This is a genomic window from Nocardia sp. CWNU-33, assembly GCF_046764895.1.
In the GTDB taxonomy this organism is placed as follows: Bacteria; Actinomycetota; Actinomycetes; order Mycobacteriales; family Mycobacteriaceae; genus Nocardia.
Window position 1 is genome coordinate 41,928 of the sequence record NZ_JBKOQN010000024.1, and the last position, 14,275, is coordinate 56,202.

Genomic DNA, 14,275 nt, shown 5'->3' on the forward strand with positions numbered 1-14,275 from the left:
ACATTGGGGCATGTGGAGATCGGTAAGGGAGATCATCGGAGGCAGAGCACAGCCGCCCGCAATCCGCCTCGTCCTCCTAATGCTCATGCGTAGCAACACGATCAGGTCGGCTCGCCTTTCGCTACTCCTTCTCGGCGCGGCGCACCCTGGCCAACCAAGCCGCTTCGTCGACCACGCTGCCCGGGGTGAGTCCGAGTTGCTCGGCCTCGACAACCACCTCGGTGACACGGCCACGGTAGCGAACGGGCTGCAACTCCTCGAGCACCCAGCCGTCACCGAACGCGTCCGCAATGGCCTCGCGGCCGATGCGCGGACCGAAACCCGGTTCGGCGGTCGAGAGGGCAAGGACATGGACCAGCCCGCCGGGTTTGCACACCCGGTGCAGACTACGGACGTAGTCGGTCGGGTCGCCGTTGTCGTGCGCGAAGACATGGAACAGCGCGCTGTCGATGATGGTGTCGTACAGGGGTTCTCGGCCGAGATCCAGTGCATCGGCAACCTCGAAACGCGCGGAGACACCGTGCGCCTCCGCATTGGCCCTGGCGTAGGCGATCGCGCTCGGCGACAGATCCACCCCGAGCACGTCGTAGCCGAGCCGGGCCAGATGAATGGTGTGCTCTCCGGCTCCACACCCGACGTCGAGCACCGCGCCGCGCACCAGGCCCTGTGCGATCACGTCGACGATCGCGGGCTGAGGCTCTCCGATCACCCACGGCGCGGCACCGCTGTCATAGACGGAATTCCAGAATTCGGCAGGTTGGATCATCCCTCCAGTGTCCAACCTCAACTTCGATTCATGTCAACGCCGGGCCGCGTCGTTCTCGGCCGTGACCGCGGCCGAATCTCGCTGATACATTGCGCAGATGACGGATGCCGGTGCGGCCGTGGAGCTGCGTGAGGCGCGGGCCGAAGACGCGGAGTCCATTGCGGCTATCTGGTACGCCGGATGGCGCGACTGCCATCTGGGAAACGTTCCCGACGAGCTCGTCGCGATCCGTCCGCAGGAGTCGTTCGCACTGCGCGCTGCGCAACGGATCGACGACACGACGGTACTGATGGTCGCCGGGTTCGATGCGTCAGCGACGATGCGCCATGTCGTACCACTCGTGGGGAACCGACCAATCCCACCGCGCGGCAGGCTGTGCGTCGGCGGGATTGTCGCGAGTCCACTCCGCGTAGCACCGCGCCGATCCGCCGAAGCACGCTCCGCACAGGATCAATCCACGAAGCAGGTGGCGCCACAGGGCGCGGCCTGAAATGCGTCGCGGCATCGCGACCTCCTCGACGGTGACGGCGGTTTCGAGCAGAGAGATAGCCTCAGGCCACGGACGATACCGCCGGGTAGCCCTGGAGGAATGCGAAATGAAAGTTGTCGGTGCCCGGTGGCACGATCGGCGCATGGTCACCGTCGAGGACGTGCGCGGACTTGCACTCACCCTCCCTCGCTCCTACGAGGCGGTCGTAGCGGACCGCATCAAGTTCCGCGTCGGTCGGATCGTGTATCTCGCTTTCTCCCGCGACGAGTCGGTCATGGGCTTCGCCTTTCCCAAGCAGGAACGCGCCGCGCTCATCGCGGCCGAACCGGAGAAGTTCCGGATGCCGCGGGTGTCGGATCAGCGCTACAACTGGGTCGACTGCTGGGCGGCCGCCATCGACGAGCAGGAGATGCGCGAACTCGTCATCGACGCGTGGCGCATGGTGGTGCCGAAGTTTCTGCACGATCACCCGAGCACGTCCACGTCCGATTCGTAATGCGGCTCATATCCATCGCGCCCATGGCTCCGCGGCACGAGCCGCCGCGACGCCGGCGAGCGATCGTGCCGCCTCGGCCGTGCCGACGGGTTAACCTCGGGCATGCCAACTACGTTGCCTGCCAAGGCTGTGGATGCGATCAACGGCGGTTTGCTCGCCCATCTGGTCACGACCAACGCCGACGGCTCACCGCACGTCCGCTGCGTGTGGACCCACGCCGAGGCCGACGCACTCACTATCGGGTCGATGGGCCTGGACAAACGCTATGTCCGCAACCTGCAACGTGATCCCCGCGTCGCGGTGTCCTATCAGTCCGGCCGGATCGACGACTACGGTCTCGCCGAATACGTGGTCGTCGAGGGCAATGCCGTGGTGGCCGGGCCCGGTGGCCGTGAGCTGCTGAACCGGCTCGCCAAGTTCTACATAGGACCCGACTCCGACTTCCTCTCCGATCCGGCGGCCGGTGACGGTGACCTCATCCGCGTGACCATCACCAAAGTCAGTGGCATCGGCGACTGGCTGAACTGACTCACCCTCGCGGCCGCGACAGCGGCGCCGCCGAGCGCGGCCGCGCGGGTTCCGATGGCCCGGAGCTGGACCTGGTGTTCGGCAATCGACTCCCCGGCGAGCTGATCTGGCGCGACCGCCTGGTGTGGGCAGGCCCGCCCGGCGTTGCCGCTGCGGACGATCCGATCCCCTTCGTGACGTACCCGCCGCCCAGTCTCACCAGACGGATCGCATTACAGGCACTCGATCGCGCAGGCCGAGTCTGGCGCACCACCTGTGTCAGCGACAGCCAACTCGGCCTGCGCGCCGCAGCGCTCGCCGGCCTCGGCTACGTCGTCCACGCCGCAAGCCTGCTGCCCGACGGCCTCGTCGAACTCGAGGCGCCCCACCTGCCTGCCCTCTGCGACCTCGAATTCGTCCTCATGCATCGCCGCACCCACCCGACCGCTCCAGAACAGGCACTCCACGCTGCCGTCACTGCCAACGCGCGTCGCCTGCACGGACTTCGGCCTTCCGACACCGATGGCCGTTAGCATGCACCCCATGACGCAGACCCGGAGATGGCGTACGTCGATGCTGGGAGCCTGCGTGGTAGCGCTGACTGCCACGGGATGCATCGGTGCAGTCGATCGCGGCGACTTCGAGAACCTGGTACACGAACGGGGCGGCGGGTTGGTGACCGCACTGCCGGCCGCGGCGATCGAGGCCTTGCGGGAGCGCTTGGGGGTGGCGGACTTTCAGACCAGCGTCATCCTGTTGACCGCGCCGAACTCGTCGCAGTTGCGGATCGTCGTGCCCGATCAGCCGCCCCAGCTCACCCGATTCCTCAGCGAGAAAAACAACCTCGCGGGCCCGCAGGCGTGGGCGCACTTGCGTATTCGGGTACCGCAGCAGTCCGAGCAGCTCGACGACTACACGTTCGGTCAGGGGTCGCTGAGCAAACCTACGCCGGTGCAGGTGTCGGCCTCCGACGATCTGGACGGGGAGGCGTTCGCGGTCAGCGAGGTGACCGGCTTGTCGCGGATCGAGGATGTCGTCGATACCGCACTCGCGCGCAGCGGGCTCGAACAAGGCTATGTATCAACGATTTTGGCGAATCGATTCGGCCGCGACATTCTGATCACCGTCAACGTCACCTCGCCGCGTGCCGCAGCGGTCGCCCAGTTCGACAGGGCCGGAGCGTTCATTCGGGTGCAGCGGGCATGAGTCTCGGGAAGCTGACGATGGCCCTCGCCGCGATCGCGGCATGCACCGCCATTGTCGGATGCATACTGCCGATTGCGATCTGGCCCGGAGAGGCGAAGCTGACCGCACCGTTGTTCTGCGCCGAACCGTACCTCGAACCGATGATCGTATCGGACACCTTCGTCGACTCCGAAGGCACCGGAACAAATTTCACGCTGTATTGCGTGGGCGATCGTGGCCAGTTCACCGATGAGGGCTTCCTGCTGCCGTGGCTCGCACTGTGGGCCGCACATACGGTGCTCGCCGGCGTGGTGCTGCTGCTGATCGCCGCATCCCATCGCAACAGACCCGAAATTTCCGACACCGTGCCCGAAATCTCCGACCCGCTGTAGTCCGGGCACGGACCGGCGGTGGGCCGGTGTTGACACTGGCCAGTGTGAACACCGATCAGGACGTGCCCTACCTGCGCAAACAGTGGACATCCTCCGATGGCAGACGTTGGATCGAACCATTCAGCACTGTGGAGGGAGGTCGACGATGAAGCTTTCCGCGCTCATCCTCGCCACCGCCGGGATAATCCTTGCCGGATCCGGAACCATCGAATTGCTCGACGCCATAGACGGGCCCGAGCAGACCTCGGTCGTCCAGCTGACCGACAACCACCCGATCGGTGAGTGCCAGTAGGGCAAACGTCGTTCCGGGCTCGACGATCGTGGCCGTGCGTGCACAGCGCGTGGAAGATGCGCTGAGGCAAGTAAGTTGAGTCCATGAGTGTCTGGATGGGCCTGGTTTCCTTCGCCGCTGTGGCAGGACTGCTCACGCTGGTTCCCGGCGTGGACACCGCACTGGTGCTGCGCGCCGCCATTGTCCGAGGCTCCCGCCACGCCTTCGCGACGGCGCTCGGCGTGGGGACCGGTGTGCTGGTCTGGGGCGCGGCTGCGGCGTGCGGCCTTTCGGTATTGCTGACCACCTCGCATCTGGCCTACACGGTGTTGCGGATTGCGGGCGCGGTGTATCTCGTCTGGCTCGGCGTCAAGACCTTGGTCACGCTGTGGCGCGGTCGTGGGTCCACCGCCGGCGTTGACGACGGCGCCGGCGACGCGAGCGGTGGCCTGCTGCGCGCGTGGGCGCGCGGTGCGGCCACCAATCTCCTCAATCCGAAGATCGGCGTCTTCTACATCGCGATGCTGCCCCAGTTCATCCCGCCGGAGGCGCCACACCTGGCGATGGGGGTGGCGCTCGCGGTGGTCCACGACATCGAGGGAATGCTGTGGTTCAGTGTGCTGATATTCGGCGTGCGGTTCACGAGAACGTGGATAGCCCGCCCCTCGGTCAAGCGAGCGATGGAAGCGATGACCGGCTCGGTCCTGCTGGCTTTCGGAGTGAAGCTGGCATTGTCCGAGACGCCGTGAGCATTGCGGCTACTTCTCGATTCCTTCGAAGTCGAACAGTCCGTTCCAGGTGAGCTCGGCCTTCTTCACTCGGTCCGACCGTCCCGCGGCAGCAACGTAATCGAACAGCGGGATGTCGGCCATGTCCTTGATCAGCAGAGTCTGAGCCTGGGCCACGATCTTGTAGGACTCCTCCAAGGTCGCAGCGGCGAGCGCCGCATCGAGCAGGGCGTCCAACTCGGGGTTCTTGTAGTCGACATTGTTGATCGTGGAGAAGCTGTAGTACATGGAGGTCAGGAACTGCAGCATGGTGGGGTAATCGCCCTGCCAGCCGTAACGGAACGCTTTACCGATGGCCCTCGAATTCACCAGGTCCCGAATGTTTTTGAACGTCGGATACGGCGCACCGGCCGCATCGATACCGAGGGTGTTCTTGATACTGTTCGCGACCGCTTCGACCCACGCTTGGTGGCCGCCGTCGGAGTTGTAGGCGATCTCGTAACGACCCGACCACGGTGACATGGCATCCGCCTGCGCCCACACCTTCTTGGCCTCCTCCGGGTTGTACTTCAATACCTCGGAGCCCGGCAGGTTCCCGTCGAACCCGGGCAGGGTGCTCGCGGTGAAATCACGCGCGGGCTTCCTGAGACCCTGGAAGATGTTCTCGGAGATCTGTTCTCGATTGATTGCCATCGACAACGCTTTGCGGCGCAGCAGACCCTCCTCGCCGCCGAAGTGCGGAACATTGGTCTGGATGCCGAGGCACGCCTTGTACGCGATCGGCTTGGTGATCGCCCGGTCGCCCAGATCTTTTTTGTAGGTCGAGAGTGCTGAGTCCGGGATGATATCGAGGGTATCGAGATTGCCCGCCAGCAGATCGGAGTAGGCCGTGTCGAACGACTGGTACATCACAAATCGCAGACCCTTGTTCTTGGCCGGGCGCCCGCCTCGATAATCGGGGTTGGGCGCCAGATCGATCTTGACGTTGTGCTCCCACGTTTCGAACTTGTACGGCCCGTTGCCGACCGGGTTCGCACCGAAGGCCTTCATGTCCTTGAACGCCACCTCGGGCAGCGGATAGAACGCGATGAAGCCCAATGCGGTCTCGAAATCGATGGACGGTTGCTTCAACTCCACGGTGAAGGTTCGTTCGTCGACGATCTTCAGCCCCGACATCGTCTGTGCCGTAGGCTTTTCCGCCGACACCTCGTCATATCCGAGGATCGGGTCGAACATCGAGCCCTGCAGCTGCGCATTGGTGCCGAGTGCGCCGTAGTTCCAGGCGTCGACGAACGACTTCGCCGTCACGGTCGTGCCATCGGTGAACTTCCAGTCCGGCTTGATGGTGATCGTGTAGTTCTTCCGATCCGTCGACTTGATCGACTCCGCCACCTCGTCATGGGCTACCCCGTTCGCGTCGTAATACTTCAGACCCGCGAACAGTCGATCGGTGACACGACCGCCCATATTCTCGTTGGTATTGGTGGGCACCAAGGGGTTCTGTGGCTCGCCGCCATTCGTTGTGACGATATCGGTCTCGGCATTGTCGCTCGACGAACATGCGGACAGCCCGACGCTTGTGGCAAGCAGTGCCGTCGCGATCAACGCTGTAGCTCTGGTGAATCTCAACGCGTTCTCCTGGTTAGAGAAGGAGCGAATCCACGGCACGCACGTGAGGTCGACCACCGCAATGCCGATGTGGTTCGCCTAATGCCCTCGGACAGTAGCGATTCGAACGCACGTTGTCCTCGGATCCACCGATCATCCGATCCTTTCGGGCTCGTCGCGCGGTCGACCGGCACCGCAGCTCAGGTCAATGTCTGCGCCAAGAACTCATCGATTATGTGGGGAGATTTTCCGCCACCGCCACCGCCACCGCCGACGCGGCCCGCGGTAACTGCAAAGATATTGGCTCATGACCAGCTATGTCCTCGCCGTCGACCTCGGCAAGACAAGCTGTCGGGGCTCCTTGCGGGTCGACGGCGGCCAGACGCGATACGCCGAAGGGCGGGGCTCCCCCGGCCTCGCGAACGCGGGCGGCGTTGCCGCGGCGGAGCATGCGATTCGCGCCGTCATCGACCAGATCGCTCCGACAACGCCTTTCGTCCTGTCTGTTGGTGCGGCGGGGGCCGCGTCCGCTCCGGAGGCTGCCGCGGTCCTCGCGCAACACCTGGCCGCAGTGCGCACCATTTCCTCGGTCGCCGCCACATCGGTCGCGGTGACCTCCGACGCCGTCACCGCCCATGCGGGAGCGCTCGGCGGATCACCGGGTGTCGTCCTCACGGCGGGCACCGGAGCCGTTGCGACAGCGGTCGACGCCGCCGGACGTTTCACCAGGGTCGATGGTTGGGGACCGCTGCTCGGTGACGAGGGCAGCGGCGGGTGGATCGGTTCCGAAGGCCTGCGGGCCGTATTGCGCGCCCACGACGGCCGCGCTCCACGCACCGCTCTGGTCGATTCGGTCGGTGAGCTGTATGGCATCACCCTGGACGAGTTGCCGAAATATCTGGGGCAACAAGACAATCCAGCTCTGATCGCCGCTCGCTTCGCCCCGTTCGTCGCCACCGCCGCCGCGACCGACGAGACAGCGGCCACCATCATGACGGCCGCGGGCGGTGCGCTGGCCCGGACGGTCCTCGCCGCGATCGACCGATCCGGCATCCGTCCTCCGGTGCCGTATGCGATCACCGGAGGCCTGCTGAAACTCGGCGCAGCGTTACTGGACCCCCTCGATCATTCGATAGCGCACGCGATCGATCGCCGGGCACCGCTGGGTGATCCGATCGACGGCGCGGCACTCCTGGCCCTCGACCCGACGACCGCGCTCGAAGCATTGGTGGCGCGAATAGCCTGACAAATATTGACACCGCACATGTGACGACTGACACTTATTTGCATTAGTCCGCCGCGTCACCGGGGAGTTGCGATGAACGCACTCAATCTCGCCGTCATCGTCGTATACCTCGTCGTCGTCGCCTGGATCGGCCTACGCCTGTCCGGGAAGCAGAAATCCAGCAGCGACTACTTCGTCGGCGAGGGGCGAATGCCCTGGTGGACAGTGTGTTTCTCGGTTGTCGCGACCGAGACGAGCGTGCTCACGGTCATCTCCGTCCCCGGCGGCGCCTACACCGACCAGGGTTTCGGCAATGTCGAGCTGGCACTGGGCTACATCATCGGCCGCACGATCGTGGCGATCGCCTTGATCCCGCTGTACAAACGCGGCGGCTTCGTCAGCGCCTACCAGTACCTCGAGCTGCGGTTCGGCCGCTATCTGCAGGGTGTCGCTTCGGTGACATTCGTCTTCACCCGGTTGCTCGCCGAGGGCGTGCGCCTGTTCGCCTCCGCCATCCCGATCAAGCTGCTGCTCAGCGAGTTCGGCCTGAACATCGGCTACGACGTCATCATCGTCGCACTGACACTGCTGACGGTCGTGTACACCTACCTCGGCGGCATCAAGGCCGTCATCTGGACCGACGCACTGCAGATGGGCCTCTACCTCACCGGAGCCATCATCGCGATCTGCGTCCTCACCGGTCATGTCGGAGCCGACGGCTGGTCGGATGCGTTGCACGCAGGCAAGTTCCGTGTCTTCGACACCGATTTCGATCTCGGGCACGTCCTCACCAACAGCTTCGCACTGCCGACGGCGATCCTCGGCGGCGCACTCTTCGCCATGGCCTCGCACGGCTCCGACCAGTTGATCGTGCAGCGCATCCTCGCGACGAGGTCACTGCGCGACAGTCAGCGGGCGATGATCGCCTCCGGTGTCTTCGTCGCGCTGCAATTCGCGGCGTTCTCCCTGGTCGGTGCGTTGCTGTGGTCATACAACGGTGGCAAGACACCCAAAGAGCTCGGCCTGTCCAGCGCCGACAGCCTGTATCCCGACTTCATTCTGCACGGCCTGCCGGTGGTGATATCGGGGCTGCTGGTCGCCGGAATCCTCGGCGCGGCGATGGGTTCGCTGTCCTCCGCGCTGAACTCGATGGCGAATTCGACCGTCGCGGACATCATTCGCAGCTTCAGCCGCACCGCGATCTCCGATGAGTCACTGCTGCGGCTGGCGCGGGTCATGACGCTGGTGTGGGCGGTGCTGATGGCACTGTTCGCCATGGGATTCAGCGCGACGACCGGCAACGTCTACCTCACGGCGCTCACGATCGCGGGATACACCTACGGGGCGCTGCTCGGGGCCTTCTTGCTCGGTCGGCTCGTCGCGCGCGCCAACCAATTCGATGCCATCGTCGCCTTCGTCGTCACCGTGATCGTGATGACGTTCGTCGTGCGGGTCATCAAGATTGATGTCACGGTCGCGGGGAAGGTGACAGAGAAGGGCATCGCCGCTCAGTGGCTGGTGCCGATCGGCGTGCTCGTCACGTTGGCGCTCGGTGGGCTCACCAGCCGCTTCCATCCGGCATTCGCACGCACCGAGACCGAACCGATCGAGGTGGTGGTCTGATGCGGGTCATCGGGTTGATGTCGGGCACCTCCCACGATGCGATCGACGCCGTCGGCGCGGACATCGTCGCGCGGGAGGGCACCATGTATGTCCGCGTAGTCGGGCTGCTCAGCCGGCCATATCCCGACTGGCTGCGCGCGGAACTGATCGCGGCACTGCCGCCCGGCTCGCTCGACATGGCGGCCGTGTGCAGGCTCGACACCGCCATCGGACAGGCGTTCGCTGCTGCCGCCGGTGCAGCCATCGACGAGTTCTTCGGCGGCACAGTCGATCTCGTCGCATCGCATGGTCAAACCGTCTACCACTGGGTGCGCGACGGCACCACGCACGGCACGCTGCAGCTCGGGCAGCCCGCGTGGATCGCCGAGCGCACCGGTGTGCCGGTCGTCAGCGACTTCCGCGCACGCGACGTCGCCGCGGGCGGGCAGGGCGCACCACTGGTCGGGCTGTTCGATGTGCTGTGGCTGGCCGGGCGCCCGGGTTGCTCGGCAGCGCTCAATATCGGCGGCATCGCCAACGTGACCGTCACCGGCGACCCACCGGCGGCGTTCGACACCGGACCGGGCAATGCGTTGATCGATGCGGCGGTCGAGCTCGTCACCGGCGGCAGCGAACACTTCGACCGCGACGGTGTCCGCGCTGACCGCGGGATGGTGGACGACTCCCTACTGGAAACCCTTCTCGCAGAGCCTTATTACGACGCCATGCCGCCGAAGACGACCGGTAAGGAGCTGTTCAATCGCGGCTACCTCGAGCGCGTGTTGCAGGGCCGGACGTTGGCCGACGACGATATCGTCGCCACCGTGACCGCAGTGACCGCACGCACCATCGCCGATGCCCTCGGCTCTTTCGAACCCACCGAAGTCATCGCCTCGGGCGGGGGAACACGCAACCCCACCCTCATGGCGATGGTGCGTGAGCACCTGCGCACCACAACGCTGCGCACCTCCGACGAACTCGGCCTGCCCTCGGCCGCCAAGGAGGCCACGGCATTCGCCGTACTCGGCTTCCTCACCGTGCACGGGCTCACAGGCAACCATGCAGCCTGCACCGGAGCGGCACATGCGACGGTGCTCGGGTCTCTTACACCCGGCGCAGCGGGATTCGACTTCCCCGCGACTCCGACCACGCCCCTGCAACGCCTCACGGTGGCGGGGTGAACCATGACAGAAGGTGAGGATATCCGCACCCGACTACTCGCGGCCATCCCACAGCTCACCCCGAGCGCGCTGAAGGTTGTGCGGGTGATTCAGCACAACCCTTCGGGCGCCGCGCAGCTGACGGTGAATCAACTCGCGGAGCGGTCCGCGACCAGCACGTCTGCGGTCGTTCGGCTGGCCAAAATGCTCGGCTATGAGGGCTATCCGCAGCTGCGTCTCGCACTGGCCGCAACGGGCGCCGAGGACCGGGCACCGGTGTTCGCCACCGACATCGACGCCGACGATGCGCTGTCGAAGGTGCTGCACAAGCTGACCGCCTTCGAGACCGAGGGGATGCTGGCGACCGCGGAACTCGCCGACCCCGCGACCATGGAGGCGGTCGTCGACGCACTGGTCGGGGCGCGGCGTGTGCAGCTCATCGGAATCGGGGCGTCCGGGCTCGTCGCGATGGACATGGCGCAGAAGCTGACCAGGATCGGAATGTGGTGCGGTGCTTGCACATCCGAGGACGACGCACTCGTGCAGGCGAGCCTGCTGGAGCCAGGCGACGTGACTGTCGCTTTCTCGCACTCCGGCCAAACCGCAGGGGTCGTCGACGCGGTGCTCCGCGCGGTGAGCGCCCAGGCGACGACGGTCGCCGTGACGGCCGGAGCCCAGTCGAAGCTGGCTCGTTCGGCCGCACACACAGTGCTCGTGGCCGGTCGCGAAGACGGATTCCGTTCCGCGGCAATGGCGAGCCGGATGAGTCAGCTACTCGTCGTGGACGCGCTCTACGTCGGTGTCCTGCAGCGCACGCCATCGGCGCCTGCGGCCTTGCGCCGAACCTATGACGCTGTCGCGGATCGTCGGACGAAGGAGCTGGGGTGAGCCGCACTCGCGGTGCACTGACGGCGTGGGCGAACACCTACGGCGCACGGATCGGGTCGATCTCACGCGGGACACAGGAGGCGAAGTGCACAACATCGGATCATTGACCACCGAACTGCCGAACCCGCGCACCACCGCACTCGACTCGATGCCGCTCGTCGAGCTGCTGGCCACCATGAACGCCGAAGACGCAGGCGTGGCCGCTGCTGTGGCACAAGCAATTCCGCAGATCGCACGCGCCGTCGAGCTGATCGTCGAGTCGCGGCGGCGCGGCGGCAGGCTGATCTATATCGGTGCAGGCACCAGCGGCAGGCTCGGCGTGCTCGACGCGGTCGAATGCCCACCTACCTTCGGCATCGATCCCGGTGAGGTCGTCGGGATCATCGCCGGCGGTCCCGAAGCATTCTCGAAGGCAGTGGAGGGCGCCGAGGACGATCCGGCGCGCGCCGAACAGGACCTGGCCGCAGCAAATCTCACTGCTGCGGATGTCGTCGTCGCCCTGGCGGCGAGCGGGCGAACCCCCTACGCCATCGGGGCGTTGCACTACGGGCGGTCGGTGGGTGCCGCAACCGTCGCGATCTCCTGCAACCGCAATGCCGACTCGAGTGCGCATGCCGACGTGGGCATCGAGATCGAGACCGGCCCGGAGGTAGTGACCGGTTCCACCCGGCTGAAAGCGGGCACCGCACAGAAGATGGTCTGCAATATGCTCTCGACCGCGACCATGGTCCAGGTCGGCAAGGTCTACGGCAACCTCATGGTCGACCTGCACCCGACCAACGTCAAGCTGGTCGACCGGGCCCGTCGCATCATTGCCGAGGCCACCGGAGTTGACGCGCCCACTGCCGCAGCCCTGTTGGATGCCGCGGGCGGTCACGCGAAGACCGCCATCGTCATGCAGCTGGCCGGGGTCGACGCAGCAGCTGCACGGAAACTGCTCGACCGAACGCAAGGATTCGTACGCACCGCCGTTCGGTGAATTGTGGCCACCAGTGTCGAGCGGCAATAGCGCAGTGGCGCACGGGATCGGATTTCCTCTGTGCGGTCCATTCGATGACCGCGCCCACCCCATCACCCCTGACCAGGAGATCACGAAACTACCGGCACGCTGTGGCGATCCACGCTGCGATCTTGGTCGAGCCCTGAAAGCTGGTAGCTCCAGTCCGCTTCTCGTCGAGCAGGCACGTGGGGTCCACTGACGCGAAAAGTCGCGCTTAGCGGTGTGTGCCGTGTTCGGGCAGGGGGTCCGGGAACATCGGCGAGAACAGTCACGCTAAGCATTTACCGCACATAGCCGCACACTATGTGCGGTAACCTTTGAGTCGTCCTGGCGCGATGCGTCTTTCGGGTGAGGTCGACTCAGGAAGCTATCTGCGATAGCGCGGCGGAGGTTGCGGAGTGGGGCGGGTTCATAGGATGCCGACACCAGTGCGGGGTGTGCGGTTGGCGGACGCGGTGCGGATTTACTTGGCGACGATCACGGTGCCCAACACCCGTGCGACCTACGCGGCGGCGCTGGATCGATTGGTGGCCGACTTCGGGGCCGACACCGATGTGGCGCTACTGGGCTCGGAGCCCGATCGGGTCAGCGGCTGGCTCACGTTCGTGTGGGGCGACAAGGCCGCCAAGACGTTCAACATCCGGTTGACCGCGCTCGCGGCGGCGTGCGGATACTGGCGCGAGCAGGACTGGCTGGTCGGTGATCCGCTGGTGCGGCTGCGGGCCCGCCCCGCGCCTCCGGACACCAGCAAGGCGTTGAGTCGCGACCGAGTCGCGCGCATCCTGGGATCGGATGCGCCGCTGCGCGAACGGGTGTTGTGGCATCTGCTCTACGAATCCTCCGCCCGCGCGGAGGAGGTGCTGATGTTGGATGTCGGCGACCTCGACACCGCGAATCGGTGTGCGGTGGTCCCCCGTAAGGGCGGGGCACGCGAGGTCATCGCGTGGCAGACCAGCACCGCCCGGCTGTTGCCGCGGATGCTCACCGGCCGCAAGTCCGGTCCGCTGTTCCTGACCGACCGCAAGGCCCGCCCGTCGGTGGCGACCAACGACGTCGACCCGACGACGGGGCGAGCACGACTGTCCTACCGACGCGCGGCCGAGCTGTTCGAGGCCCACACCGAGGATTTCGACGGCGGCCCGTACACGCTGCACCAGCTACGTCATTCCCGGTTGACGCACGCCGCCGAGGACGGCGCGTCGACACCAGTGCTGATGAAATTGTCGGGACATACCTCGGTACGCAGCCTCGCGAAATACGCGCGGGTGTCCGACGAAGGGCTACGGCGCTATCAGGCAGACAGTGACCCGGCCGCACGTCGCCGGGCGGGCCGCTGATGTGCCGCCGATTGCCGGTCACCCCTGCCCACAGCAGGAACCAAGGGACCACCTCCGACCGGGGGCTACGCCATATCTGTTGTCTTTCCGGCATTGTCGAACACGTCCACAATCATCCCGGGATGGGTGTCGTCCATCCTCACCCGAGCATCGAACCCTCCTAGCAGCAGGATCTCGTGAATCGCAGCGGCCATGATGCGGCGGACTTGATCGCGGTAGCCGTAGCGCGAGGAGGATGAAAACAGCTCATCCAGTCGTTCGTCCATAGGTCGGTGATCCTCGGATGGCGAGAACAAACTCGCGCTCACCTGCTCTGCTTCGTCAGAAAGGTCTCCGGAGACAACCCACGCCGCCGTGACATGAGGTGTGTCGTCGAACCCCGCGCCGAGTGCAATTCCTCCTGTGCCGCGAAATGCGCTGTGAAACGACTCGTGATCCAAGAACGGCAGGCCAACTTTCCGCAGTTCATCGGCGACCAGCTTTGCAAGTTCAGAGCTATCCATCAGGCAATGGTGGACAAATCCAGTCACGTCGCCTTCTCAGGACTGGAAAATGGTCTCGTAACGCCTCAGCCGCACGATGTCCTCGACGAGTACCGCCGTGGCCGCCGACACCGGCGG

General features: G+C 65.4%; 17 protein-coding genes. 14 read left to right on the plus strand and 3 right to left on the minus strand.

Annotated elements, in window-relative coordinates:
* Positions 1 to 121: 121 nt before the first annotated feature.
* Complete coding sequence (locus ACLMAL_RS27375; RefSeq protein ID WP_412001702.1) at positions 122 to 766, minus strand: class I SAM-dependent methyltransferase; 645 nt, start codon at positions 764 to 766, stop codon at positions 122 to 124.
* Between the two features lie 97 nt (positions 767 to 863).
* Between ACLMAL_RS27375 and ACLMAL_RS27380 the strand changes: the two genes are divergently transcribed.
* The 8 genes from ACLMAL_RS27380 (at position 864) to ACLMAL_RS27415 (ending at position 4,856) form a co-directional block, all read left to right on the plus strand.
* A complete protein-coding gene (locus tag ACLMAL_RS27380; RefSeq protein WP_412001703.1) occupies positions 864 to 1,256 on the plus strand; it encodes a hypothetical protein in 393 nt (130 codons plus the stop codon).
* A gap of 142 nt (positions 1,257 to 1,398) precedes the next feature.
* Positions 1,399 to 1,752: an MmcQ/YjbR family DNA-binding protein gene (locus ACLMAL_RS27385; RefSeq protein ID WP_412001782.1), complete on the plus strand. Its 354-nt coding sequence runs from the start codon at positions 1,399 to 1,401 to the stop codon at positions 1,750 to 1,752.
* A 102-nt stretch (positions 1,753 to 1,854) separates the two neighbouring features.
* Positions 1,855 to 2,280: a pyridoxamine 5'-phosphate oxidase family protein gene (locus tag ACLMAL_RS27390; protein ID WP_412001704.1), complete on the plus strand. Its 426-nt coding sequence runs from the start codon at positions 1,855 to 1,857 to the stop codon at positions 2,278 to 2,280.
* A gap of 74 nt (positions 2,281 to 2,354) precedes the next feature.
* Complete coding sequence (locus ACLMAL_RS27395; protein WP_412001705.1) at positions 2,355 to 2,792, plus strand: LysR substrate-binding domain-containing protein; 438 nt, start codon at positions 2,355 to 2,357, stop codon at positions 2,790 to 2,792.
* A 10-nt stretch (positions 2,793 to 2,802) separates the two neighbouring features.
* Entirely contained in the window at positions 2,803 to 3,465 is a 663-nt protein-coding gene (locus ACLMAL_RS27400) for a hypothetical protein (RefSeq protein ID WP_412001706.1), read from the plus strand.
* Positions 3,462 to 3,836, plus strand: a complete 375-nt coding sequence (locus ACLMAL_RS27405; protein ID WP_412001707.1) for a hypothetical protein — start codon at positions 3,462 to 3,464, stop codon at positions 3,834 to 3,836. The genes ACLMAL_RS27400 and ACLMAL_RS27405 overlap by 4 nt, the downstream gene beginning before the upstream one ends.
* 145 nt (positions 3,837 to 3,981) lie before the next feature.
* Positions 3,982 to 4,128, plus strand: a complete 147-nt coding sequence (locus ACLMAL_RS27410; protein ID WP_412001708.1) for a hypothetical protein — start codon at positions 3,982 to 3,984, stop codon at positions 4,126 to 4,128.
* 83 nt (positions 4,129 to 4,211) lie between these two features.
* Positions 4,212 to 4,856: a LysE family translocator gene (locus ACLMAL_RS27415; RefSeq protein ID WP_412001709.1), complete on the plus strand. Its 645-nt coding sequence runs from the start codon at positions 4,212 to 4,214 to the stop codon at positions 4,854 to 4,856.
* 9 nt (positions 4,857 to 4,865) lie between these two features.
* Here the strand turns inward: ACLMAL_RS27415 and ACLMAL_RS27420 are convergent, their stop codons facing one another.
* Positions 4,866 to 6,464, minus strand: coding sequence for a peptide ABC transporter substrate-binding protein (locus ACLMAL_RS27420; protein WP_412001710.1), 1,599 nt, complete (start codon positions 6,462 to 6,464; stop codon positions 4,866 to 4,868).
* Between the two features lie 286 nt (positions 6,465 to 6,750).
* On the opposite strand from ACLMAL_RS27420, the gene ACLMAL_RS27425 reads away from it, so the two are divergent.
* From ACLMAL_RS27425 to ACLMAL_RS27450, 6 genes are all read left to right on the plus strand, one after another.
* Positions 6,751 to 7,689: an N-acetylglucosamine kinase gene (locus ACLMAL_RS27425; RefSeq protein ID WP_412001711.1), complete on the plus strand. Its 939-nt coding sequence runs from the start codon at positions 6,751 to 6,753 to the stop codon at positions 7,687 to 7,689.
* Positions 7,690 to 7,761: 72 nt separating this feature from the next.
* Positions 7,762 to 9,291, plus strand: coding sequence for a sodium:solute symporter (locus ACLMAL_RS27430; protein ID WP_412001712.1), 1,530 nt, complete (start codon positions 7,762 to 7,764; stop codon positions 9,289 to 9,291).
* Positions 9,291 to 10,451: an anhydro-N-acetylmuramic acid kinase gene (locus tag ACLMAL_RS27435; RefSeq protein ID WP_412001713.1), complete on the plus strand. Its 1,161-nt coding sequence runs from the start codon at positions 9,291 to 9,293 to the stop codon at positions 10,449 to 10,451. The genes ACLMAL_RS27430 and ACLMAL_RS27435 overlap by 1 nt, the downstream gene beginning before the upstream one ends.
* A 3-nt stretch (positions 10,452 to 10,454) precedes the next feature.
* Positions 10,455 to 11,318, plus strand: coding sequence for a MurR/RpiR family transcriptional regulator (locus ACLMAL_RS27440; RefSeq protein ID WP_412001714.1), 864 nt, complete (start codon positions 10,455 to 10,457; stop codon positions 11,316 to 11,318).
* An 85-nt stretch (positions 11,319 to 11,403) separates the two neighbouring features.
* Positions 11,404 to 12,297: an N-acetylmuramic acid 6-phosphate etherase gene (murQ, locus tag ACLMAL_RS27445; RefSeq protein ID WP_412001715.1), complete on the plus strand. Its 894-nt coding sequence runs from the start codon at positions 11,404 to 11,406 to the stop codon at positions 12,295 to 12,297.
* Between the two features lie 437 nt (positions 12,298 to 12,734).
* Positions 12,735 to 13,655: a tyrosine-type recombinase/integrase gene (locus ACLMAL_RS27450; protein WP_412001716.1), complete on the plus strand. Its 921-nt coding sequence runs from the start codon at positions 12,735 to 12,737 to the stop codon at positions 13,653 to 13,655.
* Positions 13,656 to 13,720: 65 nt separating this feature from the next.
* Here ACLMAL_RS27450 and ACLMAL_RS27455 read toward each other — a convergent pair whose 3' ends face one another.
* Positions 13,721 to 14,185, minus strand: coding sequence for a hypothetical protein (locus tag ACLMAL_RS27455; RefSeq protein ID WP_412001717.1), 465 nt, complete (start codon positions 14,183 to 14,185; stop codon positions 13,721 to 13,723).
* Positions 14,186 to 14,275 lie beyond the last annotated feature (90 nt).